The organism is Pseudomonas sp. MF08875, assembly GCF_059862525.1.
Genome location: NZ_JCBCUW010000019.1, coordinates 79,510 through 101,346 on the forward strand (window position 1 = coordinate 79,510; position 21,837 = coordinate 101,346).

25 protein-coding genes are annotated in these 21,837 nt (G+C 61.2%); 15 read left to right on the forward strand and 10 right to left on the reverse strand.

All coding sequences use genetic code 11. The features are described 5' to 3' along the window. The first annotated feature begins 4 nt into the window (after positions 1-4). From AC19YT_RS13535 to AC19YT_RS13555, 5 genes are all read left to right on the forward strand, one after another. Positions 5-1,102 carry a polyamine ABC transporter substrate-binding protein gene (locus AC19YT_RS13535; RefSeq protein WP_095108753.1) on the forward strand — a complete coding sequence of 366 codons (1,098 nt, stop codon included), beginning with the start codon at positions 5-7 and terminating at the stop codon, positions 1,100-1,102. A gap of 220 nt (positions 1,103-1,322) precedes the next feature. Further along, entirely contained in the window at positions 1,323-2,414 is a 1,092-nt protein-coding gene (locus AC19YT_RS13540) for a polyamine ABC transporter substrate-binding protein (RefSeq protein ID WP_095108754.1), read from the forward strand. A 75-nt stretch (positions 2,415-2,489) separates the two neighbouring features. Further along, positions 2,490-3,632, forward strand: a complete 1,143-nt coding sequence (locus AC19YT_RS13545; protein WP_500610442.1) for an ABC transporter ATP-binding protein — start codon at positions 2,490-2,492, stop codon at positions 3,630-3,632. 35 nt (positions 3,633-3,667) lie between these two features. Then, positions 3,668-4,549 (forward strand): ABC transporter permease subunit, encoded by an 882-nt coding sequence (locus AC19YT_RS13550; protein ID WP_176465101.1) that lies wholly within the window; start codon positions 3,668-3,670, stop codon positions 4,547-4,549. After that, positions 4,546-5,436, forward strand: a complete 891-nt coding sequence (locus AC19YT_RS13555; protein WP_095108757.1) for an ABC transporter permease subunit — start codon at positions 4,546-4,548, stop codon at positions 5,434-5,436. The genes AC19YT_RS13550 and AC19YT_RS13555 overlap by 4 nt, the downstream gene beginning before the upstream one ends. 192 nt (positions 5,437-5,628) lie before the next feature. Here the strand turns inward: AC19YT_RS13555 and AC19YT_RS13560 are convergent, their stop codons facing one another. The 6 genes from AC19YT_RS13560 to AC19YT_RS13585 form a co-directional block, all read right to left on the reverse strand. After that, on the reverse strand, positions 5,629-6,411 hold the full coding sequence (locus AC19YT_RS13560; RefSeq protein WP_095108758.1) for a MetQ/NlpA family ABC transporter substrate-binding protein: 783 nt from the start codon (positions 6,409-6,411) through the stop codon (positions 5,629-5,631). Between the two features lie 243 nt (positions 6,412-6,654). Continuing rightward, a complete protein-coding gene (locus AC19YT_RS13565; protein ID WP_095108759.1) occupies positions 6,655-7,590 on the reverse strand; it encodes a sigma 54-interacting transcriptional regulator in 936 nt (311 codons plus the stop codon). Positions 7,591-7,646: 56 nt separating this feature from the next. After that, entirely contained in the window at positions 7,647-8,228 is a 582-nt protein-coding gene (locus tag AC19YT_RS13570) for an alpha/beta hydrolase (RefSeq protein WP_095108760.1), read from the reverse strand. A gap of 236 nt (positions 8,229-8,464) precedes the next feature. After that, a complete protein-coding gene (locus AC19YT_RS13575) occupies positions 8,465-8,866 on the reverse strand; it encodes an ExbD/TolR family protein (protein ID WP_095108761.1) in 402 nt (133 codons plus the stop codon). Between the two features lies 1 nt (position 8,867). Beyond that, positions 8,868-9,593 (reverse strand): MotA/TolQ/ExbB proton channel family protein, encoded by a 726-nt coding sequence (locus AC19YT_RS13580; protein ID WP_500598509.1) that lies wholly within the window; start codon positions 9,591-9,593, stop codon positions 8,868-8,870. 108 nt (positions 9,594-9,701) lie between these two features. Further along, a complete protein-coding gene (locus AC19YT_RS13585; RefSeq protein WP_500610443.1) occupies positions 9,702-10,511 on the reverse strand; it encodes an energy transducer TonB in 810 nt (269 codons plus the stop codon). A gap of 418 nt (positions 10,512-10,929) precedes the next feature. Between AC19YT_RS13585 and AC19YT_RS13590 the strand changes: the two genes are divergently transcribed. From AC19YT_RS13590 to AC19YT_RS13600, 3 genes are all read left to right on the forward strand, one after another. Then, entirely contained in the window at positions 10,930-11,850 is a 921-nt protein-coding gene (locus tag AC19YT_RS13590; RefSeq protein WP_095108764.1) for a LysR family transcriptional regulator, read from the forward strand. A 49-nt stretch (positions 11,851-11,899) separates the two neighbouring features. Next, entirely contained in the window at positions 11,900-12,145 is a 246-nt protein-coding gene (locus AC19YT_RS13595; RefSeq protein ID WP_095108765.1) for a DUF2789 domain-containing protein, read from the forward strand. 145 nt (positions 12,146-12,290) lie between these two features. Next, the gene (locus tag AC19YT_RS13600; protein WP_500610444.1) at positions 12,291-12,920 is read left to right on the forward strand and encodes an NADH:ubiquinone oxidoreductase subunit N; all 630 of its coding nucleotides are present in this window, start codon (positions 12,291-12,293) and stop codon (positions 12,918-12,920) included. 114 nt (positions 12,921-13,034) lie between these two features. Here the strand turns inward: AC19YT_RS13600 and AC19YT_RS13605 are convergent, their stop codons facing one another. Both AC19YT_RS13605 and AC19YT_RS13610 read right to left on the reverse strand, forming a co-directional pair. Then, positions 13,035-13,496, reverse strand: coding sequence for an RES family NAD+ phosphorylase (locus AC19YT_RS13605; RefSeq protein WP_500610445.1), 462 nt, complete (start codon positions 13,494-13,496; stop codon positions 13,035-13,037). Further along, entirely contained in the window at positions 13,496-13,975 is a 480-nt protein-coding gene (locus tag AC19YT_RS13610) for an Xre family toxin-antitoxin system antitoxin (RefSeq protein WP_500598516.1), read from the reverse strand. Before AC19YT_RS13610 ends, AC19YT_RS13605 begins: the two co-directional genes overlap by 1 nt. Positions 13,976-14,220: 245 nt before the next feature. On the opposite strand from AC19YT_RS13610, the gene AC19YT_RS13615 reads away from it, so the two are divergent. After that, positions 14,221-15,732: a YdgA family protein gene (locus tag AC19YT_RS13615; RefSeq protein WP_500610446.1), complete on the forward strand. Its 1,512-nt coding sequence runs from the start codon at positions 14,221-14,223 to the stop codon at positions 15,730-15,732. Positions 15,733-15,939: 207 nt separating this feature from the next. Further along, a complete protein-coding gene (locus tag AC19YT_RS13620; protein WP_095108769.1) occupies positions 15,940-16,134 on the forward strand; it encodes a hypothetical protein in 195 nt (64 codons plus the stop codon). 63 nt (positions 16,135-16,197) lie between these two features. Here AC19YT_RS13620 and AC19YT_RS13625 read toward each other — a convergent pair whose 3' ends face one another. Beyond that, on the reverse strand, positions 16,198-17,244 hold the full coding sequence (locus AC19YT_RS13625; protein WP_500598520.1) for an acyltransferase family protein: 1,047 nt from the start codon (positions 17,242-17,244) through the stop codon (positions 16,198-16,200). Between the two features lie 320 nt (positions 17,245-17,564). Between AC19YT_RS13625 and AC19YT_RS13630 the strand changes: the two genes are divergently transcribed. Together AC19YT_RS13630 and AC19YT_RS13635 are read left to right on the forward strand one after the other, a co-directional pair. Next, positions 17,565-18,464: a hypothetical protein gene (locus AC19YT_RS13630; RefSeq protein ID WP_500610447.1), complete on the forward strand. Its 900-nt coding sequence runs from the start codon at positions 17,565-17,567 to the stop codon at positions 18,462-18,464. An 85-nt stretch (positions 18,465-18,549) separates the two neighbouring features. Beyond that, on the forward strand, positions 18,550-18,999 hold the full coding sequence (locus AC19YT_RS13635) for a GNAT family N-acetyltransferase (RefSeq protein WP_095108772.1): 450 nt from the start codon (positions 18,550-18,552) through the stop codon (positions 18,997-18,999). A 321-nt stretch (positions 19,000-19,320) separates the two neighbouring features. On the opposite strand, the gene AC19YT_RS13640 is transcribed toward AC19YT_RS13635, so the two are convergent. Then, a complete protein-coding gene (locus AC19YT_RS13640; protein ID WP_004423113.1) occupies positions 19,321-19,566 on the reverse strand; it encodes a hypothetical protein in 246 nt (81 codons plus the stop codon). Between the two features lie 252 nt (positions 19,567-19,818). On the opposite strand from AC19YT_RS13640, the gene AC19YT_RS13645 reads away from it, so the two are divergent. The 3 genes from AC19YT_RS13645 to AC19YT_RS13655 all read left to right on the forward strand — a co-directional run bounded on the left by AC19YT_RS13645 (position 19,819) and on the right by AC19YT_RS13655 (position 21,653). Next, positions 19,819-20,226, forward strand: coding sequence for an antitoxin Xre-like helix-turn-helix domain-containing protein (locus AC19YT_RS13645; RefSeq protein ID WP_415753931.1), 408 nt, complete (start codon positions 19,819-19,821; stop codon positions 20,224-20,226). Positions 20,227-20,748: 522 nt separating this feature from the next. Continuing rightward, positions 20,749-21,012, forward strand: coding sequence for a BPSL0761 family protein (locus AC19YT_RS13650; protein WP_133143953.1), 264 nt, complete (start codon positions 20,749-20,751; stop codon positions 21,010-21,012). A gap of 2 nt (positions 21,013-21,014) precedes the next feature. Next, positions 21,015-21,653: a DUF6088 family protein gene (locus AC19YT_RS13655; protein ID WP_415753933.1), complete on the forward strand. Its 639-nt coding sequence runs from the start codon at positions 21,015-21,017 to the stop codon at positions 21,651-21,653. The last annotated feature ends 184 nt before the right edge of the window (positions 21,654-21,837 follow it).

Below are 21,837 nucleotides of genomic sequence, written 5' to 3' on the forward strand. Positions count from 1 at the left end.
AGGAATGAAACACGCAGGCAAGACCCTCCTCGCATTGTCCCTGGCGGGGCTGATGGCGGGTGCAGCTCAGGCCGATGACAAGGTGCTGCACGTCTACAACTGGTCCGACTACATTGCGCCGGACACCATCAAGAAATTCGAGGCAGAGTCGGGGATCAAGGTCGTCTACGACGTATTCGACAGCAACGAAACCCTGGAAGCCAAGCTGCTGGCCGGTAAGTCCGGCTACGACATCGTGGTGCCGTCCAACAACTTCCTGGCCAAGCAGATCAAGGCGGGCGTTTACCTGGAACTGGACAAATCCAAGCTGCCGAACTGGAAAAACCTCAACCCTGACCTGCTCAAGGCTGTTTCGGTCAGCGACCCCAACAACGCCCACGCCTTCCCGTACATGTGGGGCTCGATCGGCATCGGCTATAACGCCGAGAAGGTCAAAGCCGCACTGGGCGCCGACGCACCGACCAACTCCTGGGACCTGGTGTTCAAGCCTGAAAACGCTGCCAAGCTCAAGTCCTGCGGCATCAGCTTCCTCGATTCGCCGACCGAGATGATCCCGGCCGCCCTGCATTACCTGGGCTACCCGACCGACAGCCAGGACAAGAAGCAACTGGCCGAAGCCGAAGCCTTGTTCCTTAAAGTGCGTCCATCGATCGGCTACTTCCACTCCTCCAAGTACATCGGTGACCTGGCCCAGGGCAACATCTGCGTGGCCATCGGTTACTCGGGCGACATCTACCAGGCCAAGGCCCGCGCCGCGGAGTCCAGCGCCAAGGTCAAAGTTGACTACAACATCCCCAAAGAAGGTGCTGGCAGCTTCTTCGACATGGTCGCCATCCCTAAAGATGCGGAAAACGTCGAAGGCGCCTACAAGTTCATGACCTTCCTGATGAAGCCAGAAATCATGGCCGAAATCACCGACGCCGTGCGCTTCCCCAACGGCAACGCGGCGGCCACCCCCCTGGTGGACAAGGAAATCACCAGCGACCCGGGCGTTTACCCACCGGCCGACGTGATGGCCAAGCTGTATGCCATCGCCGACCTGCCGGCCGCGACCCAGCGCCTGCTGACCCGCAGCTGGACCAAGATCAAGTCGGGCAAGTAACCCCGGCGGCTTTGCTGTAGCCGCTGCCAAAGGCCGCGATGGGCACCCGTTTCGGGCCATCGCGGCCGGTGGCAACGGCGACATAAGCCTTCAACGACATAAAAGTTTTGCTGGATCGGTTTATCGAGGGTAAGTTGCGCGCCGGTTTAGTTGTCAGGCAGCGATCAGCTGTCATGTAACGCGGGGCAACTTGGGCCCAACTATTTAAGAGGACCTCCACTTGCCTATTTCTTTATTTCGCAAAGCCTTGTTTGCGGGTGCGGCCCTGATGGCGGCCGCCAGCGTACAAGCAGCACCCACGGTGCACATTTATAACTGGTCGGACTATATCGGCGAGACCACCCTGGCAGATTTCGAGAAAACCACCGGCATCAAACCGGTGTATGACGTGTTCGATTCCAACGAAACCCTGGAAGGCAAGTTGCTGGCCGGGCGCACCGGCTATGACGTGGTCGTGCCGTCCAACCACTTCCTGGGCAAGCAGATCAAGGCCGGCGCCTTCCAGAAACTGGACAAGGCGCAACTGCCCAACTATTCCAACCTCGACCCGGCGTTGCTCAAGCGCCTGCAAAAGAACGACCCGGGCAACCAGTACGCGGTGCCGTACCTGTGGGGCACCAACGGCATCGGCTACAACGTCGAGAAACTCAAGGCACTGGGCATCGACAAGATCGACTCCTGGGCCATGCTGTTCGAGCCGGAAAACATCAAGAAGCTGTCCAGTTGCGGCGTCGCTTTCCTCGATTCCGCCGATGAAATGCTCCCGGCGGTGTTGAACTACATGGGCCTGGACCCCAACAGCCAGAACCCCCAGGACTATAAGAAAGCCGAAGCCAAGATGATGGCGGTGCGGCCTTACGTGACCTACTTCAACTCGTCCAAGTACATCTCCGACCTGGCCAATGGCGACATTTGCGTAGCGGCCGGCTTCTCCGGCGACGTGTTCCAGGCCCGTGCCCGGGCGGCGGAGAACAAGAAAGACTTTGAAATCGCCTACGTGATTCCCAAGGAAGGCGCCAACCTGTGGTTCGACGTGCTGGCCATCCCGGCGGATTCGAGCAACTCCAAGCAAGCCCACGCCTTCATCAACTACCTGCTGACCCCCAAAGTCATCGCCCAGGTCAGTGACTACGTCGGCTACGCCAACCCCAACCCGGCGGCCGACAAGTTGATGGATCAGTCGATCCGCACGGATGAAACGGTTTACCCACCGCAAGACATTGTCGATCGGCTGTTCGTCAACTCGGAACTGCCACCCAAGATCCAACGCGTGATGACCCGTAGCTGGACCAAGGTCAAGTCGGGCAAGTAAGGGGCGGTAGACGCTCAAACTATCCAAGGTTCGCCCGCATGGGGCGAACTGCAAATTTTGTTGGGAGTTTCGTAAATGGCAGTTGCCTCCGGCGCCTACAAGAAAGCCCTCGAGGGCGGCCAAAACCCTAAACAGGTGTTGGTCAAAATCGACCGGGTCACGAAAAAATTCGACGAGACGATTGCCGTGGACGACGTGTCCCTGGAAATCAAGAGAGGCGAAATCTTCGCCCTGCTCGGCGGTTCCGGCTCGGGAAAATCCACCCTGCTGCGCATGCTGGCCGGGTTCGAGCGGCCCACCGAAGGGCGGATCTTCCTCGATGGCGTCGACATCACCGACATGCCGCCCTACGAGCGGCCGATCAACATGATGTTCCAGTCCTACGCCCTGTTCCCCCACATGACCGTGGCCCAGAACATTGCGTTCGGCCTGCAACAGGACAAGATTCCCAAGGCTGAGGTCGAGGCCCGTGTGGCCGAGATGCTCAAGCTGGTGCAAATGAGCCAGTACGCCAAGCGCAAACCCCATCAGCTTTCCGGCGGCCAACGCCAGCGGGTGGCGCTGGCCCGCTCCCTGGCCAAGCGCCCCAAGCTGCTGTTGCTCGACGAACCGATGGGCGCGCTGGATAAAAAACTGCGCTCGCAGATGCAGCTGGAACTGGTGGAAATCATCGAGCGCGTGGGTGTGACCTGCGTAATGGTGACCCACGACCAGGAAGAGGCCATGACCATGGCCGAGCGCATCGCCATCATGCACCTGGGCTGGATCGCGCAGATCGGCAGCCCCATCGACATCTACGAAACCCCCACCAGCCGCCTGGTGTGCGAGTTCATCGGCAACGTCAATATCTTCGAGGGCGAAGTGGTCGAAGACGCCGAGGGCCACGCGCTGATTACCAGTCCGGAACTGGAGCGCAGCATCTACGTCGGCCACGGCGTGACCACTTCGGTGCAGGACAAATCGGTGACCTACGCGATCCGCCCGGAAAAACTGCTCATCACCACCACCCAGCCCGAGTACGAGTACAACTGGTCGCGCGGCAAGGTGCACGACATCGCCTACCTGGGCGGCCATTCGGTGTTCCACGTCGAATTGCCGTGCGGCAAATTGGTGCAGTCGTTCGTGGCCAACGCCGAGCGCCAGGGCCTGCGGCCGACCTGGGGCGATGAAGTGTTCGTATGGTGGGAAGACGACAGCGGCGTGGTACTGCGCTCATGAAAATCCGCAAACTCAAACGCGCCCTGCATCGAATAATCCCCGGTGGCCGGCAACTGGTCATCGGCATCCCGTTCCTGTGGCTGTTCCTGTTCTTCATGCTGCCGTTCTTCATCGTCCTGAAGATCAGCTTCACCGAAGCTGACGTGGCCATTCCGCCGTACACGGAAATCTACAGCTACGTCGACCAGAAGCTGCAAGTGCTGCTCAACTTCGCCAACTACGCGATGCTCACCGACGACGAGCTGTACATCGCCGCGTACCTGGGCTCGCTGAAAATGGCGTTCTTCAGCACCTTGCTGTGCCTGCTGATCGGTTACCCGATGGCCTACGCCATCGCCAGCGCGCGCAAGGAAATGCAGACCGTGCTGGTGCTGCTCATCATGATGCCGACCTGGACCGCGATCCTGATCCGTGTCTATGCGTGGATGGGCATCCTGAGCAACAACGGTTTGCTCAATGGCTTTTTGATGTCGATGGGCCTTATCAGCGAGCCGTTGCAGATCCTCAACACCAACATCGCGGTGTACATAGGCGTGGTCTATTCGTACCTGCCGTTCATGATCCTGCCGCTGTACGCCAACCTGGTGAAGCACGACAACAGCCTGCTCGAAGCCGCATCCGACCTGGGTTCGAGCACCTTCAACAGCTTCTGGAAAATCACCGTGCCGTTGTCGAAAAACGGCATCATCGCCGGCTGCATGCTGGTGTTCATCCCGGTGGTGGGCGAGTTCGTCATCCCCGAGCTGCTGGGCGGCCCGGAAACCCTGATGATCGGTAAAGTGCTGTGGCAAGAATTCTTCAACAACCGTGACTGGCCGGTAGCGTCTGCCCTGGCCGTGGTGATGCTGGCGATCCTGATTGTGCCGATCATCCTGTTCAACCGCAGTCAGGCCAAAGAAATGGAGGGCAAGGAATGAAGCGCTTCAGTTTTTCAAGCCTGATGCTGGTGGTGGGGTTGATCTTCATCTACCTGCCGATGCTGATCCTGGTGATCTACTCGTTCAACGCCTCGCGCCTGGTCACGGTGTGGGGCGGCTGGTCGATCAAGTGGTACGTGGGCCTGCTGGACAACACCCAGTTGATGGGCTCGGTCATGCGCTCCCTGGAAATCGCCTGCTACACCGCCATCGCGGCGGTGGCGCTGGGCACCCTGGCGGCGTTCGTGCTCACGCGCATCACCCACTTCAAGGGCCGCACGCTGTTCGGTGGCCTGGTCACCGCACCGCTGGTCATGCCCGAGGTCATTACCGGTCTGTCGCTGCTGCTGCTGTTCGTGGCCATGGCGCAAATGATCGGCTGGCCGCAGGAACGCGGCATCGTCACCATTTGGATCGCTCACACGACCTTCTGTGCGGCCTATGTGGCGGTGGTGGTGTCGGCACGCTTGCGTGAGCTGGACCTGTCCATCGAAGAGGCGGCCATGGACCTTGGGGCGCGTCCGTGGAAGGTGTTCTTCCTGATTACCATCCCGATGATCGCGCCTTCGCTGGCGGCGGGCGGCATGATGTCGTTCGCCCTGTCCCTGGATGACTTGGTGCTGGCCAGCTTCGTCTCCGGGCCGGGCTCCACCACGTTGCCGATGGAAGTCTTCTCGGCGGTGCGCCTGGGCGTGAAGCCGGAAATCAACGCCGTGGCCAGCCTGATCCTGCTGGCGGTGTCGCTGGTGACTTTCCTGGTCTGGTACTTCAGCCGCCGCGCCGAAGAACATCGCAAACGCGCGATCCAGCAAGCCATCGAAGAAAGCGCCGCCGACTCCTGGAAACAACCCACCGCCCGCCGCCCGGCGGCCTCGGCCCAAGGGTAAGCAGCAAACCAGAGGCACACCCTGTGGGAGCGGGCCTTGCCCGCGATGGGGCCGGTACAGCCGATAGAGGTTTATCGGCAGCAATACCGCCATCGCGGGCGACCGCGCTCCCACAAGCCTCAAGCCCCAGCCACAAAAAAACGCCGACGCTGTACCAGCCGTCGGCGTTTTTGTGTGGGCGAACCCGGTGTATCAGAACGCCGGCAGTACCGCGCCGCCGTATTTCTTCTCGATGAAGGCTTTGACCTCTGGGCTGGTCAGGGCCTTGGCGAGTTTCTGGATGGCGGCGGCGTCCTTGTTGTCCGGACGCGACACCAGGTAGTTCACGTAAGGCGAGTCGGAGCCTTCGATCACCAACGCATCCTTGGCCGGGTTCAGGCCCGCTTCCAGGGCGTAGTTGGTGTTAATCATGGCCAGGTCGACCTGGTCCAGCACGCGCGGCAGCAGGGCCGATTCCAGTTCCTTGAACTTGAAGTTGTGCGGGTTTTTGCCGATGTCCTTGGGTGTGGCCAGGGCGTTTTTCGGGTCCTTGAGTTCGATCAGGCCAGCCTTTTGCAGCAGGATCAGCGCACGGCCGCTGTTGCTGCCTTCGTTCGGCAGGGCGATCGTGGCGCCGTCCTTGAGCTCGGACAGGCTCTTGACCTTCTTGGAGTAGCCGCCGAAAGGTTCGACGTGCACGCCGATCACGGTCACCAGGTTCGTGCCTTTGCCTTCGTTGAAGCTTTTGAGGTAGGGCAGGGTCTGGAAGTAGTTGGCGTCCAGACGCTTCTGATCGACCTGCACGTTAGGCTGCACGTAGTCGGTGAAGACTTTGATTTCCAGGTCCACACCTTCTTTGGCGAGGGTGGGCTTAATCAGTTCGAGAATCTCGGCGTGGGGCACGGGCGTTGCGGCAACCACCAGTTTTTCCCCGGCCTGGGCGATGCCCGCAGCCAGCGCAGCCGCCAATGCGGTAAACAACAGAACCTTTTTCATGCAGTGTCCTTATTTGTCGTTGTCGACAACGGCTAAAAAGTGAGGGGCCAGTGAAGGGCTATCACTGGCGTGGAGCGGACAATACCGAGTTTTTATATTCCCGAACAATAATGTTTTTTCACTTTCATATTCCATTTTGTTCACTTGCCACCCCACCCTTGTAGCAAGCGGGCTTGCCCGCGCTCGGTCACGCAGCGGCCGCAAAAAATCGGTCAGGCACCCCACCGCCGGCGAGCCTGCTTTCTACAACAACACCGCCAGCGATTGCAGGTGTTGTTTGAGGGCTTGGCGTTGGCTGGCGTCGCCACTGCGGGCGATGTGGGTGATGTGCTGCTCGATCGCGGCCAGCGGCTCGGGGCCCTGCGGCAGGTTGAGGTGCTCGGGCAGGATCTCGTCGCCGCTGCTCACCAACAGGGCGAAATGGATGACGTTTTCCAGTTCGCGGGTGTTGCCCGGCCAACTGTGCTGCTCCAGCAGTCGCTGGGCGGCTTCGCTAATCAATGGCACGGGCAAGGCCAGGCGTTGGCTGTAGATGCCCAGGAAGTACTCGGCCAGGGACTCGATATCGCCCACCCGCTCGCGCAGGGCCGGCAGTTCCAGTTGGCCCTCGTTGAGGTAGTTGAACAGCCGCTCGTGGAATTTCCCGGCGGCCACCGCTTGGGCCAGGTCGATGCTGGTGGCGGCCACCAGGCGCACGTCCACTGGGCTTGGCTGATGGGCGCCGACGCGGGTCACCTCGTGGTTTTCCAGGGCGGCGAGCAGCTTGATCTGGATCGGCAGCGGCAAGTCGCCGATTTCATCCAAGTACAGGGTGCCGCCGTTGGCCGAGCCGAACCACCCGGCGCGGCTGCTGGCCGAGCCGGTGTAGCTGCCGGCGGTATAGCCGAACAGTTCGGCATCGGCGTAGGTCGGGCTGATGGCGCCGCAGTTGACCGAGACGAACAAGCCGCCGCGGTCGCTGGCGCGGTGGATGTGCCGGGCCAGCAGCTCCTTGCCGCTGCCGGTTTCGCCGCGGATCAGCACGGGCAGGGCGCGGGGCGCCAGTTGTTCGAGTTCGTGGCGCAATTGCCGCGAGCGTGGGTCGACGAACACCAGCGCTTTGGCGCGGATGCTCAGGGGGCTTTTTTCCGCATCGGGAAAGGTCAGCAGCGGCTGACCGAAGGTTTCATGCAGGCTCATGGCAGACTCCCGCCCACGGCGGCCGGGAGACGCGGGGCGTTAACGAAATAAAGGGTTCAAGCGCGGCGCAGGGCGTGTTGTTCCATGCGGTTTTGCAGGCGATAGAGGTAGGCGAAGCCCTGCTCCCAGCGTTGGTGCCCGGACTTCACATTGATATGCCCGGCGCCGCTAAGAATCCCCGCCTCGGCGCCCCAGTTGCGTGCCAGCGCCAGGGCACGGCTGGCGCTGACGGCGCTGTCGTTGTCGGAACTGACCACTTGGCTGGGGAACGGCAGCAGATCGCCGGGGATCGGCGCAAAGTTGCGCAGCGCCGGCGCGCACGCCGGGCGCTCCACATCGGCGGGCGCCACCAGCAGGGCACCGCGCACCTGGCGCAGCAGGCTCACCGGTGCCTGCGCCGCCCAGTGCGCCACCGTGATGCAACCCAGGCTGTGGGCGATGAGGATCACCGGCGTGCTGTCGGCGGCAATCGCCTCGGCCAGCGCCGCAACCCAATCCTCGCGGCGCGGCGTCAACCAATCGGCCTGCTCGACGCGGGCGCTGTTAGGCAAACTGTTCTGCCAATGGCTTTGCCAATGGTCTTCTGGCGATCCTTGCCAGCCCGGCACGATCAGATAGCGAATCGACTCGTTGCGCATGGGGAACCCTCCTGCTGCGTTGTCTTTGCAGCCGAGTATAGGGACGAGTTTTATGTTCGTTAAGGAATAAGAAGCTATTTGTTAATAACCAGAAAATTAGTTTTTAGTGTGCAGCTACAAGCGGCAAGTCGGAGCGGGGTAGGGCTTTGGCTTGAAGCGTGAAGCTAAAAACGTGAAGCAAAAAAAGGACCGCACCCTGCCAAGGAGACGGTCCGAAAGTCGTGTGAAGGTAATGCTTAGCGGGCGGTAATCACCGACAGCTTGGTAATCCCCGCGCGTTCGATGGCGGCCATGGCGCGCGCCACTTCACCGTAGTTGACGCCGTCGTCGGCCTGCAATTGCACGCGCACGTCGGGGGTCTTGGCCTTGGCGGCCTGTAGGTTGAATTCCAGCAGGTCGGGTTGGATTTCATCCTTGTTGATAAACACCTTGCCGGCACCGTCGATGCTCACCACCAATGGGTCTTTTTGTTCCACCGGGGCCACGGCCTCGGTCTTGGGCAGGTTGATCGGGATGGCGTTGGTCAATAGCGGCGCGGTGACGATAAACACCACCAGCAGCACCAGCATCACGTCCACCAGGGGCGTGACGTTGATTTCGCTCAGCACCTCATCGCTGTCTTGGGTCGAGAAGGCCATATCAGGACGCCTCCTTCACTTTTTGCCCGGCGGCGGGGGCGCTGGTTTTTTGCCCGGCGGGGTGCAGCAGCACGCGGAACGAACTCTTCTGCGCCAGGCTGTAGAAGTCGTGGGCGAAGTCGTCCAGGTCGGCGGCGGTCAGCTTCAAGCGGCGCAAAAAGTAGTTGTAGACCAGTACCGCTGGCACAGCGACCGCGATCCCCACGCCGGTGGCCACCAGCGCCGCGCCGATGGGCCCGGCCACGGTTTCCAGGCTCGCCGAGCCCGCCGCGCTGATGCCCTTGAGCGCTTCCATGATGCCCCACACAGTGCCGAACAAGCCGATGAAGGGCGAGGTGCTACCGATGCTGGCCACCACCGCGAGGCCGGTTTCCAGGGAGCGGCGTTCACGCACGATTTGCTGGCGCAGGGCCCGTTCGAGGCGGTCTTGGTGGTTGATGGCCTGGCTCAGGTCCGCCGTGTGGGGCGCTTCGCCGACCTGGATCGCCGCATAGCCGGCCTGGGCCACACGGGCGGCGGCACCGGGGTGGCTTTCGCTCAGTGGCGCCGCCGAATCGAGGCTGGAGGCGGCCCAGAAGTGCTTGTGGAACTTGCGGTCCTGGGCCTTGAGGCGGGCGAACTGCACCCCTTTGAGCAGGGCCAGGCCCCAGGTGGCGACGGAAAAAACCACCAGCAGCCAGATCACCGCGCTTTCGATGGATTCAAGGGGAGATGCCAGTAATGTCATGGTGTGGTTCCTCTGTGGCGATGGTGCGAGGCGGTGGGCGGGCGTGCATGGGGGGCGGTCGAGCCCGCTCCCCCATAGCGCTTCACCGCACCTCATCCGTGGTCGGGATTAATGAATCTTGAAATCGATCGGTACGCTGACCCAGCCGTCCTGGGCCACGTCGCCGCGCTTGGACGGGACAAAGCTCCAGCGCTTGACCGCCGCCAGGGCTGCGTCGTCGAGTTGCTGGCGGCCGCTGCTTTTCTGGATCTGGATTTCGCCGGGCTTGCCGCTGGCCAGTACCTGCACCCGCAGCAGCACGGTGCCTTCCCAGCCCCGGCGCTGGGCCAGTGACGGGTACTGCGGTGCCGGGTTCTTCAGGTACGCGGCGTTGGCTGAGGCCGGGGTGACTGGCGCAGGTGCCGGCGGTGCCGGGGCGGCCACCACGGGGGCTGGCGGTTGCGGTGGGGCCGGGGGTTGCTCCACAGCTTTGGGCGCCGGTTTTGGCACAGGCTTGGGCACCGGTTTGGGTGTTGGCTTGGGCACAGGCTTGGGCGGGGGCGGCTTGACCGCCAACTCGTCCTCCACCGGCGGTGGCGGTTCTACCACCGGAGGCGGTGCGGGCTGCGGCGGCGGTGGTTCGACCACGGGCGGCGCGGGTTGGGAAAACTCGATGGTCATCGGTGGAATTTCCGGCGGCACGATGGGCAGCACCGGCGTCGGCTGCTGGCTCACCCAATACAGCACTGCGCCGTGCAGCAGCAGGGCCAGGGCGCCCAGGGCGATGCCTTCGCGGCGGCGCAGCACGCCCTTGGGCGCACGCTGCAACCGCAACTGCCCCAGCGGCAGGCGATGGGGGCGGCCCAGGTCGACCAACTCACCACCCGGTGCCTGGCGCCACAGCACCTCGTGCTTGCTGGCGGTCTGGACGTTGCCCATTGCTTCACTCCTTGGTTGCAGAAAATCGACGTAGCGCCGTGGGCGGCGTCGTCCTGGAGGGAATGATTGGCGGGAGTTATTTATCTCTTAAAGTAATTTTTTGAGTGTTTTATAGGTGTTTATGGAATATGACATTCAAGTGATTCCCGCCAGGCCCCGCCGTTCAAGGCCTGCGGCCAAAACGTCGCTGGCGGCATGCCTTGCCGGCATAAAAAGTATTCGTCAAAGGCATCGTTTTTTTGCGCTGCTGTCGCCTGTAGCAAGGGGGCTCGCCCGTGCTGGAGCGTAAAGCGCTCCTCACCATCGAGAGTTTTCAATATTCCTTTTAGGTCTAGATTGAAAATTTAATAGCCGTTGACGGAATAACCCACGAATCGCTAAAACCCCCTCCACCACTCCTTCCCACGCCCGGACCGCCATGGACCTGCGCCAACTGCGTTACTTCATCGCCCTTAACGAGCACCGCAGTTTCGTTCGGGCCGCCGAAGCCATGGGCATCACCCAACCGGCGTTCAGCCGCAGCATCCAGGGCTTGGAGCAAGAATTCGGCTGTGTGCTGGTGGATCGCGGCCACAAGGACCTGCGCCCCACGCCCGAAGGCCAAGTGGTGCTGCAACACGCGCTGTCGCTGGTGCAGGGGGCGGCGTTGCTCACCAGCCAGGTCACGCAGATGACCAAACTCGACGCCGGCGAGCTGCGTTTTGGCTGTGGCCCGGGCGCGGCGGTGGCGTTGGTGCCCACGGCGGTGGCGCAGTTCATCAGCGCCCACCCCAACGTGCGCACCCGGTTTGCGGTGGATAACTGGGAAAACCTCAGCCGCAGCCTGGGCCGGGAAGATATTGAGTTTTTCATCGCCGATGGCCGCCATTTCGACGCCGATCCCAACTACCAGACCCGCGCCCTCAGCCCCCGGCGCGGGGTGTTTTTCTGCCGCGCCGGGCACCCGTTGCTGGCCAAGGAAAGCCTCTCCACCAACGACCTGTTCGACTACCCGCTGGCCACTACCCTGATGGCGCCGGGGGTGCGCAAGTTGCTCGCCAACCTCAGCGGGCGCACGGATTTTTCCCCCGCCATCGAAACCGAATGCTTTGCCGCGCTGGTCAAGATCGTCGGCCAGTCCCAGGCCATTGGCGTGGGCAGCGCCGAAGCGTTCAGCGAGGCCGCGGCGGGTGGTGCGCTGGTGCAACTGCACTGGCGCAACCTGGCGCCGAACATCGACAGCCTGCAATCGCGTTGCGCCATCGTCAGCCGCGCGGGCTATCGCCTGTCCCCGGCGGCGCGGGCCATGATCGACACGCTGCTGGCCGTGGATGGCGGGCAGGAGAGGGCGCGGGCCTGAGCCCTGCTAGACTCAGGCGCTAGCCCCTTTACGATCTGGAGTTGTTGTCATGGAATCACCTACCCACAGCCTGCCCGCCCTGTTCAAGCAGTTGGGCTTGCCCGAGGACGCGTTGAGCATTGACCAGTTCATCACCAGCCATTCGCCGCTCAAGGCGGATGTGCTCCTGGCCGACGCTTTGTTCTGGACGCCCGCCCAGGCGCAATTTTTGCGCGAAGAGATTCTTGACGACGCTGACTGGGCCGAGATCGTCGACCAATTGAACCTGCTCCTACGCAAGCCCCGCCAAAGCTGAACCGCCCCGCACAAAAGCAGACGAACGCATCGTTTGCCGCGCAGTAAATCCTGGGGCCATTGCTATGCTTTGAACTGTCGGGCCGAGGTGGCGCAAAGCCACTGGGCCACGGTTCAGGCTCGCGTTGGTCATGGGGATTCCAATAATGAAAAACCCTTATGCTCCCGGCTTCTGGTGCGCCATCGTCGCGCTGGTGCTGCTCTCGGCGACTTACTTTTACGGCATCATGCTGGCCCACCAGATCGACAAGGCCCTGGTGTTCCTCGACAGCGTCTGCGCGTTGATCGCGGTGCTGGCCATTGCGGTGGTGGCCTGGGCCGCGGTGCAAAACCAGCGCACCCGCAAACGCCAACTCGAACAAGGCAAAACCCGCGTGCTGATCTGGGACACCAAGGTCGCCCTGCGCCGGGTCGAGACCGTGTTCGACCGCTACTTCTGGGGCAGCTACTGGCAGCCGGGGCGCACCTTCCAGGAAGTGATGGGCGAACTCACCGGCACCCCGCTGGAAAAAAGCCTCGAAGCCCTCAAGCAGCAATGCCAAAGCCTCGACCGCCAAGTCGCCGGGCGCCACTGGCTGAACAATGCCCGGGAACTGAGCGACGTCGCCACCGCCATGGCCCGCGAGCGCTATCAACTGGATTTCCACGACCCCCGCGCCGGCGGGCCGGGCAATGCGGTGATAAGCCGTGATTTTGAAGTGCTGGTGTACACCTGGACCGCACGCCTGAAAAGCTTCGACCACCAGCTAGATGCCATGGAAGTCGAATATTCGTGACGCTGTAGCAAGCAGGCTTGCCTGCGCTGGGGCGCGAAGCGGCCGTGAAACGGGCCAGGCACATCGCCGCCAAGGGCTGCCATGCAGCCCAGCGCGGGCTCGCCCGCTTTCTACCTACGAGCGTTTGTCGAACATGCGCGGGTCGTAGCTGAAGTCGTAGACCTCGACCACTTCGATGCGGCTGGCCGCCGGGTGGCGCGGGTTGATGACCAGGTTCTGCTCCAGCGGCAGGATCACCGACGGCACCCGCAGCCCCAGGTAGCGTGCCTCGGTCAGCCACGCGGTGCCGAAATCCATGCTGGGCCGGTCGAACGGGCGCAGGTCCCAGCCCTTGGGCAACTGCTGGGGGGTGAGGTACAGCGTCGGTTCGTCGGGCAGCTCGAAGCAGGTGATCTTTACCGGGTAGTCGGGCATGCGCGTGGCGTGGACGAAGGTTTCCAGGGCGCAAATGGCCGGGCTCAGGCCCATGTATACGGCGGGCACGTCGATGTCGTTCCAGCGCCCGCCTTCCATGGCGGCGCCCGTGCCGCTCAGGTCACGGGCGCGTTTGGCCTTGGCGATCCTCCAGGCGCGCATCAGACCACGCCGCCCCATTCCATGGCGTTGAGCACCCGGCGCACCTGCTTGGCGCCGATTTCCATTTCGCACAGTTCGATGGGGGTCTTGTTGTTCAGTGCCTGGTTCGGTGCGGTCATCCAGGCCACGGCTTTGCCTTGGTCCTCGAACAACTCGGCGGCCTGGGTGGCGATCACCGCGATGCGGTCCAGACGCTCGGACGCCACCGGGCCCAGGGGTTTGTCGTCCTTGCGGCGGCGCTCCAGGGTAGAGAGCGAAGTGTTGAACAGCGCCTCGATCAAGCGGTTGTTGAGGCCGAACGCGGCTTTGGTTTCGTCGATCCACGTGGCGGAAAAACCGTTGAGGATCAGCTCCAGGCGCTGGTTTTCGCTATGGCCGAGCAGCTCCTGGACCATGTTCCAGAACAACGGGTGCTCGGTTTTATCCACAGGCTGCGCGGCGGGCCGGGCGGTTTTACGGACAAGGGATTGAACGCTCATGCTGGCTCCTTTCATTTGACGTGCTTTGCTTCGTCAAATGAAGAATAGGCCCACCAGGCAGAATTTACAGCCCCCGCCAGACCGGCGGTCGCGTCGCCTTCACTGTTTTTCACATGCAAAGTTGCGGTCTGCGGCCAAAGGCAGTGCTAATCTGCCCGGCACTTTCGCACCGTCGAGCCACGGCCCCCAAAGGGTTCAGGGATGAGCGGCGCAGTTTTCAACTACGGATATCGATCGGGAACCACATGAATAAGTCAGCAGGCGTACTGGTAGGGATTGTCGTCGCAGTAGGTGCCATCAGCGCGGGCGGCGCCTGGTACACCGGCACGAAGCTGGAAGGGGTGCTGCAGACCTCCGTGCAGGAGGCCAACAAGGAACTGCAAGCGGCGATGATCGGCTCCAACGGCACCGCCAACCTGGAGCTGGTATCGCTGGAGCGCGGCACCTTCAGCAGCGTGGCGCGCTACCGCCTCAAGGGCCAGGGCGAGATGTTCGGCGACGCGGCCGAGGGCGTGGAGCTGTTGTTCACCGACCGAATCGAACACGGCCCGCTGCCGTTCTCGCGCCTGGTCACCCTGAAGTGGCTGCCGGTAATGGCCACCAGTCATTACTCCCTGGAAAAAACCCCGTTCACCGAAAAATGGTTCGCCGCCACCCACGATGCCTCGCCGGTCAAAGGCGTGGTCAACCTGGGCTACGACCGCTCGGCCAGCGGCAATGTCGAACTGCTGCCCCTGGAACTGGCGCTGGACGAGCAGTCCACCCTGAAATTCTCCGGCCTCAACATGGAACTGGCCGTGGCCGCCGAGGCGCAAAAACTCAAGGCCAATGGCTACATGGACAGCCTCACGGTGGCCACCGTGGCCGAAGACCAGACCCCGGTGCTCATGGAACTCAATGGCCTGACCCTGGCCAGCGACTTGGCCAAAGGCTCCTTCGGCTACTACCTGGGCCAGAACAACCTGGAGCTCAAGGAAGCCAAGACCACCTTCGGCCCCCAGCAAGCGGTGCTCAGCCTGAAGAAATTCGAAGCCCGCAGCAGCACCGAGGAGTCGGGCAGCAACGCCGCCGGGCGTGCCGTCTACACCATTGGCGACGTGGCCTATAACGGCAAGACCCTGGGCAGCGCAAACATGGCCTGGGGCATCAAGAACCTCGACATCCCCGCCACCCTGTCGCTGATGCAGGTGTATCAGACCAAGCTGCAACCCTACGAAGAGGCTGCTGCGGCTGCTGAAGCGGCGGGCGAGCCCGCGCCGCAGTTGCAACTGAACGAAGCCGAGCAAGCCCAGGTCAAGGCTGGCCTGGAAAAACTGCTGGCCGCCAAACCCCAGGTCGCCCTGGAAAACCTGTCGTTCAAGACCGCCAACGGCGAGAGCCGGATGAGCCTGGTGGTGGACCTGACCCAGCCGCAATCCCTGGAGCTGCCGTCCGCCGAGCTGGGCCAGCAACTGGTGGCGATGCTGGACTTCAACCTGCAACTGTCCAAGCCGATGATCGCCGACGTGGTCGCGGTACAGGCTCAGGTCGAAGGCCTGCCGGACGCCAAGGCCATCAGCGAGCAAGCCAACATGACCAGCGAGATGATCGCCGCCATGGCCCTGGGCACCGAGTTGGCCACCCTCGAGGGCACCAACATCGTCTCCAAACTGCACTACACCAACCGCGAAGTGACCTTCAACGGCCAGAAAATGACCGTTGACCAGTTCGTCGGCTTCCTGATGAGCAAACTGGGTGGCGTTGCCGGGGTTCAATAACTTGCGGGGCAGCCCCCTGTGGGAGCGGGCCTGCCCGCGATAGCGGTTTACACGTCGGGGGCTTGGGGCCGAGGCCTGTGCGCCACGGCAAGCACTTCGCGCGCCGCCGCGCCCAGGCCTTAGTGCCCGGCGATGCCCGGTGGTCATGGCTTCGCGGAGCGAAAGCGAGCACTATCGGGGTACTTACTGGTGCATGGGAGGCCAGCCTTGACCCAACGAATCGACCGTATCGCCCAACTGCTCAATTGCCCTGTGCTGGGCGAAGACATCCGCCGCGCGATCACCGACACCCGCAAAGAGGTCCTCACCGACGAAGAGGACGAGAGCGAGCACGACACCGACGACGTCCCAACGCCCAGTAGCAAGGGGGCTCGCCCGCGCCCGGCGGCGCAGCGGCCGTAGAAACCTGCCGGGCACCCCATCGCATAGGGCTGCGCGCACCCCAGCGCGGGCGAGGCCCCTTGCCTACAAGGCCTGTTCGTAGGGCCGCGCATTACGGGGCCGGTCAAGAAAAACCCACCGCAGCCATTGGGTCATCGGCAGTTCCACCAGGCGATACATGCTGATCGCCATCAGGTAGCACAGGCCAATCGCCACGGGGGTTATCAGGTAGGCGAGGGCACCCGGGGTGTCGAATACGTGGAACACCTTGTTGAACACCTTCATCACGTACGGGTGGAACAGGTACAGCGAGTAACTGGCATCCCCCAACAGCACCAGAATGGCGGGCAAGCGCACCCCGGCCAGACCATGCACCAACCCCAGGAACGCCACCGTGGCCGGCAGGCCCCAGCAACCAATACGCCCCAGCCACGGCTCCAACGGCGCGGTGAACGGCATGCAGGCAATCGCCGCGACGCCCAGCAGCACCAGCGCCACCCGCACGCCTGGCGCGGGGCCGGCGTTGCGCCAGGCCTGGGTGCGCACATAGAGAACGTAGCAGCCCATCCCCAGGGCGAATTCAGCAAGGATGTCCGAGGTGTAGAACTCCCCCAGCACGGACTCGGGCGTCAGCCCTTTGCCCAGCGCCACCAGGGCCAGCAGCACGCTTGAACAAACGAGCAAACGGTGGCGCTGGCTGACGGCCATGGACAGGGCGAACACCAGGTAGAAAAACATCTCGTAGTTCAGGGTCCAGCCCAGGTAGAGCAGGGGCTGGACGAACTCGCCCTTTTGGTAGGGGATAAACAGCAGCGACTTGATAAGGCCGGGCCAATCGGCCGTGGTGTTGTCCAGCAGGTTGGGCAGCAGCAGGGCGATGGCGAATACGCCGAGGGTGCCGAGCCAGTACAGCGGCACCACGCGAATCACCCGTTTGGCAAAAAAGTGGCGTTTGGACTGGGCCGTGACCAGGGCCATGATGAAGCCGCTTATCACGAAGAAAATATCCACGCCCCAGGCGCCGTTACGGAACAGCGGCACATGGAAAATCACCACGGCAGTCGCCGCGATGGCTCGCAGGAGCTGGACGCTGTCCAGTTTATCGGCGGGGGGTGAGGTGGTTGCGGGCATGGGCCGTCCCTGTTCGTCGGCTGGGGCCACGCGACGCCGGGTTCGGCGCCGCGACCTAAGAAGCTTCTGGGGACGACCACGCTTCTTGATGGCCTGGAGTGTAGCAAGCGGGCTAGCCCGCGCTCGGCTGCGCAACAGCCGAAAAACGCCAGGACGCAATAGCACCCCGCACGGCGTGGCCTGTTTCGGCATTTCCTGCAGGCTTGGCGATGATGTCGCGGCAATTGTCTGTGTAGGAGTCATCTTCAGAGCCTGTAAACTCTTTCGCCACCGCGCAGGAGCGCGGTTTGTATATCGATCAAGCGCGAAGAGGATAGGCAATGAGTCTGTGGGATGACCTGAAAAAGAAAGCCGTCGATGCCAACCCCGAACTTGCGGCCAAGGCCGCCCAGGCGCTGACCAAGGCCCGGGACATGGCGGTGGAGGCCGGCCAGAAAGCCGCGCCGGTACTCAAGGACGCTAGCGACAAGGCTGCGGCCTATGCCCAGGAAAAGACCCCCATCCTCAAGGCTCAGGCACTCAAGGCCATCGAAGACGCCAAGCTGCGCCGCGCCGAACTCAAGGAACGCGCCCGGCACGACAAGGCCGCGCGCGACGAAATGATCCGCACCATGTACGACATCAGCCTGGCGCCCGAAGACCCCAACTTCATCGATGAACCGTTCAACCACGACGAACGCCAGCTGCATTTTTTTGTCGTCACCGGGCAAGTCCTCGACACCCAGAAACGCAACCAGACCCACCTCAGCGCCAGCCACTCGCACCACGCCGGCGGCGGCCTGCTGATCGACGGCTACGGCTCCATCGGCGGCAGCTCGTCGTCAATGCACGTGAGCAGCCACAACGTCCAAGAGCATGAATTCTGGGTGCAACTGCGCGACGGCAAGGAAGCCTGCTTCCAGTTCACCAACAGCGACGTGCGCATCCGCACCGGGCAAACCGTCAGCCTGCTGTTCGCCCGCCCCATCGACAGCCAGAACGGCAAAATGGTGGCGCTGTACAACCACAGCTCTCAAGAGAACTTCACCCTCGCCGACCCGGCCACCATCAACCGCATGTTCAACCTCTACACCGTCGAACCGGGCCTGTTCAACCGCACCGAAGTGACCACCACCCGTAATCGCCTGCTGCAGGAGTTGGAACGGCGGCTGGGGCAATTGGCGCGCTATTGCGCGTTGCATGGCAATTGTGAGGTGCGGGTGATTGAGGGGCAGGGTTGATGACTGATTTGGATACTTGCCAGCCCAAGGTGACGGCCTTCGATCCGTGATTGCACGCAGGAATATTGAGAGGCAGAGGCAAACGATGGAGTGCATAGGGGAAAAAACAATACGAGCGGCCACAGATGCGGATATTCCCGCAATCTTTGATATCCGCACCAGCGTCAAGGAAAACCACCTATCCCATGAGCAGCTAACGCAAATGGGCATAACCCCCGAGGCCATACGGCAGGCCATTTCCCTGGCACCTTGTGTGTGGGTGGCCGAGGTCGAGGGTGTGCCGGTGGGGTTTTCTATGGCTGACCTCGACGACGCCTGCGTGTTTGCCGCGTTCGTCCTGCCTGAGTACGAGGGGTACGGCTTGGGCCGTAGCTTGATGGCACACGCCGAGGCTTTCCTGTTCCAGCACCACCGGGTGATATGGCTGGAAACCGCCGCCGCCAGCCGCGCCAGTGGCTTCTATCGTCACCTGGGCTGGGTGCCGGTGGAAGACTTGCCCGAAGGTGATGTCCGTTTTGAAAAACACCTGGCCTGAGCGCGCAAACGCCAGCGCCAGAAACAACAAAGCCCGCACGAGGCGGGCTTGTTGGGGTGTTGCGATATGGTGCCAGGCGGGATTCGAACCCACGACCCCTCCTTCGGAGACTAATGACGTACAGAAATCTTGGTTGGCGGTAAGCGTTCAAAAATGCCTCTAAGTGCCGTCTCGCAAGGCATTGGCCTTATCTCGCCGGCTGCAGTTTATAGCTCTTTGCGGTATCTAAGGGTGGTTATCTAGGGCACAAAAAACGAAATTGGTATCAGCGATTTTGACACCTAGCCAGCCCCTAGCGTCGAGGTTAGTGCGGCAGCTAGCTCATTCGTCCTTGGCGTTTATCTCGGCGGAGACCTTGCCAAACGACTCCCAATCGCCAACCAGCTCATCCACGCGATCAGGAATGCGCGGTGACTTACTGAGCACCAGACAGCGGGTTGTACCCACGTACTCCTCAAGGAGGTAGAGCGTATCCCCAACGTCGACGCCCATTTCCTGCAGAACGTCATCGGGTAGGCGAATAGCGCCGTCGCCATCCCAGTCCTCAATCACTACATGATTCCGCATCGTAACCCCGGGAAACAGTTGAATGGGTGTCCGCAGGGGGAAACAACAGCGAGCCGTTGCCAACGAAGTCCCGCGGCGCAGGCCGCCAGCTTAGCAAAAGTTCATGGTTTCAGAGGTGGTCGCTGTGGATTCCTCGCTACCCAATCTGGGAGCTGACGATTTATTGGTTCGAGGGTTAAAAACCCGAGCATCAGGTTACTGTGTGTCACAGGCCCGATCGTTTTTTGCTGATTAGAGACAGGAGCTTCCGTCATGCATGCAACATCCAGAATTCGCGCATTCTCGACGGATCAAAGTGGCGTAATTCTACGCACGGCCCTGAGGGTCCTGGAGAAATGGAAGGCCACTACCGAGCAGGCGAGCAATGTTCTTCGTGTCTCGCGCAGCAGCATTTCTCGTGCTCATCAGGGCAAAGGCGTTGAACTCGACCGTGATCAACTGGAGCGGGCCAGCATTGTCTTGAACTGCCACGCTAGCCTGAGGCTGGTCTTTGATAACCCTGAAAACGTCTACGGCTTTATGGGGCTTGAGAACCAAAACGAATTCTTCAATGGACGTAAGCCGTTGGAAATTATGGCGCAGGGCGACCTCATGTCGCTTTTGGAGACCTACAAACGAATCGACGCATTTTGTGGGGTTAGTGAACCTGGTGCGGACTAATCCTCAGCACGAATGAGCGCTCACGGGTCATCCTGATTTCCCAATCTGGGTGCCAACGAAATTTTCAGCACTAGCGTTAGAACAGTAGAACATCGGGTTACCGTGGCATCTCGTTTGTAATCGGGAGTACACGTTGATGAGATGGTTTTTTGTGACGATGTTGTGTGGTGGCGTTGGTCTTTGGTTAGGCACCCAATACCAAATACCTCAGTGGATTATGTGGTTGTTGTTGTCACTGGGTACTGCTCTGTGGGTGTTTGCCAAGTGGCATGAAAGCCGAGAAGCCGAGCAGGAGCGCAATCATGATCGTGCGTAGTGATCCGGATTGGGCCGCATAGGATTTCGCAAATCTGCAGGGGTTCGCTACGAAGTGTGCTGTTTTGATAGCACCGCCACAGGCGTCTTAACGAGCTGGGGTACTTTCAATTCAATGCCCGAAGCGCTGGGCTGCACTCTAGGTGGTAGGCGCTGGTAAGCGCTTGAGCTAACCGCGACGTTGAGTTCACGTCTGGGAGATAACGATTGACCCTACCGTATGAAAGAACTCGTGCCATCGTCAAAACAGAGGAGTTCTTGCGTGAGCTCTCCCGAGATGCGGACCTACCGCAGGACATTCGCAGTTATGCGAAAAGTTTACTCAGGCACTACCCCTCTTCAGCTGAGGTGTTCTCACTGGGACGCTTGGAGGAATGCTTAGCAAGCGATGCCGATGATGACGAATATCGGCGCCGAGTTATCGCCTACCACCAGCCGCTGCTCTGCTCGTCGCTGGAGCAGGAGCGATAGCAATGGCCAGCTATTTGACTGAACCGACGGTATCTCAACTCGTTATGCGGCGAGTTAAGCGGCTGCGTAAAGGAAGACCTTTCAGCATCCGAGACTTTGCAGAGTTTGGTACGAGTTCGGCCATCTCCAAGGCATTAGCCCAGTTGGTTCGGCAAGGCGAGCTTGAGCGTGTGTGCCGTGGCATTTACATGCGCCCCCAATACAGCCAGCACACTGGCAGAGCTGTGCGTCCTGGGCCATTGGACTTGGTAAATCTGATTGCCAAGAAAAACAGTTGGACACTGCAGATTCATGGCGCTGATGCAGTGAGGCGATTCGGTCTGAGTACACAGATGCCGGTTAGTCCGATCTATTACACCAGCGGCCCTAGTCGATCGATATCTGTGGGGAAGGCAGAGATTAGGCTCGTGCATGCGGCTCCGATGGTTATGCAGTGCACAGGAACCAAGGTCGGTATGGCCATCAGCGCGCTTTTTTATCTCGGTAAAGGCGGCATCACTCAGGAAGATGTGGCTGTAGTTAAAAAAACGCTTAGTCCCGAAGAAAAGAACAAGCTATTGGCCTGCAGAATGCCGAAATGGATGCGCATGGCGCTGATGCGAAGTTGCACTGACTCAGCCACCGAGTTGCATTCCAGTTGACCGAGAATTTTCATTGGTATCGAACATTAAACGCGGTAGTGACGACCGGCCGAAATCGGCCCAGAGTGTGTAAAAACGCACCGGTAAACCCTTGCTATGATTTCCGAGAATCTCAGCGTATGGGACGCCCATGAAACGGTTTATCCAGGGTGAACACCGAGGTCAAAGCACCTTACTTCCCGAA

What these genes read in the sequence shown, in the direction of transcription:
- AC19YT_RS13610 (WP_500598516.1), bottom strand. Translation starts at nt 13,975, where the DNA reads ATGAGCGTTCAATCCCTTGTCCGTAAAACCGCCCGGCCCGCCGCGCAG.
- AC19YT_RS13535 (WP_095108753.1), top strand. Translation starts at nt 5, where the DNA reads ATGAAACACGCAGGCAAGACCCTCCTCGCATTGTCCCTGGCGGGGCTG.
- AC19YT_RS13605 (WP_500610445.1), bottom strand. Translation starts at nt 13,496, where the DNA reads ATGCGCGCCTGGAGGATCGCCAAGGCCAAACGCGCCCGTGACCTGAGC.
- AC19YT_RS13580 (WP_500598509.1), bottom strand. Translation starts at nt 9,593, where the DNA reads ATGACATTACTGGCATCTCCCCTTGAATCCATCGAAAGCGCGGTGATC.
- AC19YT_RS13590 (WP_095108764.1), top strand. Translation starts at nt 10,930, where the DNA reads ATGGACCTGCGCCAACTGCGTTACTTCATCGCCCTTAACGAGCACCGC.
- AC19YT_RS13655 (WP_415753933.1), top strand. Translation starts at nt 21,015, where the DNA reads ATGGCCAGCTATTTGACTGAACCGACGGTATCTCAACTCGTTATGCGG.
- AC19YT_RS13555 (WP_095108757.1), top strand. Translation starts at nt 4,546, where the DNA reads ATGAAGCGCTTCAGTTTTTCAAGCCTGATGCTGGTGGTGGGGTTGATC.
- AC19YT_RS13640 (WP_004423113.1), bottom strand. Translation starts at nt 19,566, where the DNA reads ATGCGGAATCATGTAGTGATTGAGGACTGGGATGGCGACGGCGCTATT.
- AC19YT_RS13565 (WP_095108759.1), bottom strand. Translation starts at nt 7,590, where the DNA reads ATGAGCCTGCATGAAACCTTCGGTCAGCCGCTGCTGACCTTTCCCGAT.
- AC19YT_RS13595 (WP_095108765.1), top strand. Translation starts at nt 11,900, where the DNA reads ATGGAATCACCTACCCACAGCCTGCCCGCCCTGTTCAAGCAGTTGGGC.
- AC19YT_RS13560 (WP_095108758.1), bottom strand. Translation starts at nt 6,411, where the DNA reads ATGAAAAAGGTTCTGTTGTTTACCGCATTGGCGGCTGCGCTGGCTGCG.
- AC19YT_RS13570 (WP_095108760.1), bottom strand. Translation starts at nt 8,228, where the DNA reads ATGCGCAACGAGTCGATTCGCTATCTGATCGTGCCGGGCTGGCAAGGA.
- AC19YT_RS13630 (WP_500610447.1), top strand. Translation starts at nt 17,565, where the DNA reads ATGAGTCTGTGGGATGACCTGAAAAAGAAAGCCGTCGATGCCAACCCC.
- AC19YT_RS13600 (WP_500610444.1), top strand. Translation starts at nt 12,291, where the DNA reads ATGAAAAACCCTTATGCTCCCGGCTTCTGGTGCGCCATCGTCGCGCTG.
- AC19YT_RS13635 (WP_095108772.1), top strand. Translation starts at nt 18,550, where the DNA reads ATGGAGTGCATAGGGGAAAAAACAATACGAGCGGCCACAGATGCGGAT.
- AC19YT_RS13615 (WP_500610446.1), top strand. Translation starts at nt 14,221, where the DNA reads ATGAATAAGTCAGCAGGCGTACTGGTAGGGATTGTCGTCGCAGTAGGT.
- AC19YT_RS13585 (WP_500610443.1), bottom strand. Translation starts at nt 10,511, where the DNA reads ATGGGCAACGTCCAGACCGCCAGCAAGCACGAGGTGCTGTGGCGCCAG.
- AC19YT_RS13625 (WP_500598520.1), bottom strand. Translation starts at nt 17,244, where the DNA reads ATGCCCGCAACCACCTCACCCCCCGCCGATAAACTGGACAGCGTCCAG.
- AC19YT_RS13645 (WP_415753931.1), top strand. Translation starts at nt 19,819, where the DNA reads ATGCATGCAACATCCAGAATTCGCGCATTCTCGACGGATCAAAGTGGC.
- AC19YT_RS13545 (WP_500610442.1), top strand. Translation starts at nt 2,490, where the DNA reads ATGGCAGTTGCCTCCGGCGCCTACAAGAAAGCCCTCGAGGGCGGCCAA.
- AC19YT_RS13575 (WP_095108761.1), bottom strand. Translation starts at nt 8,866, where the DNA reads ATGGCCTTCTCGACCCAAGACAGCGATGAGGTGCTGAGCGAAATCAAC.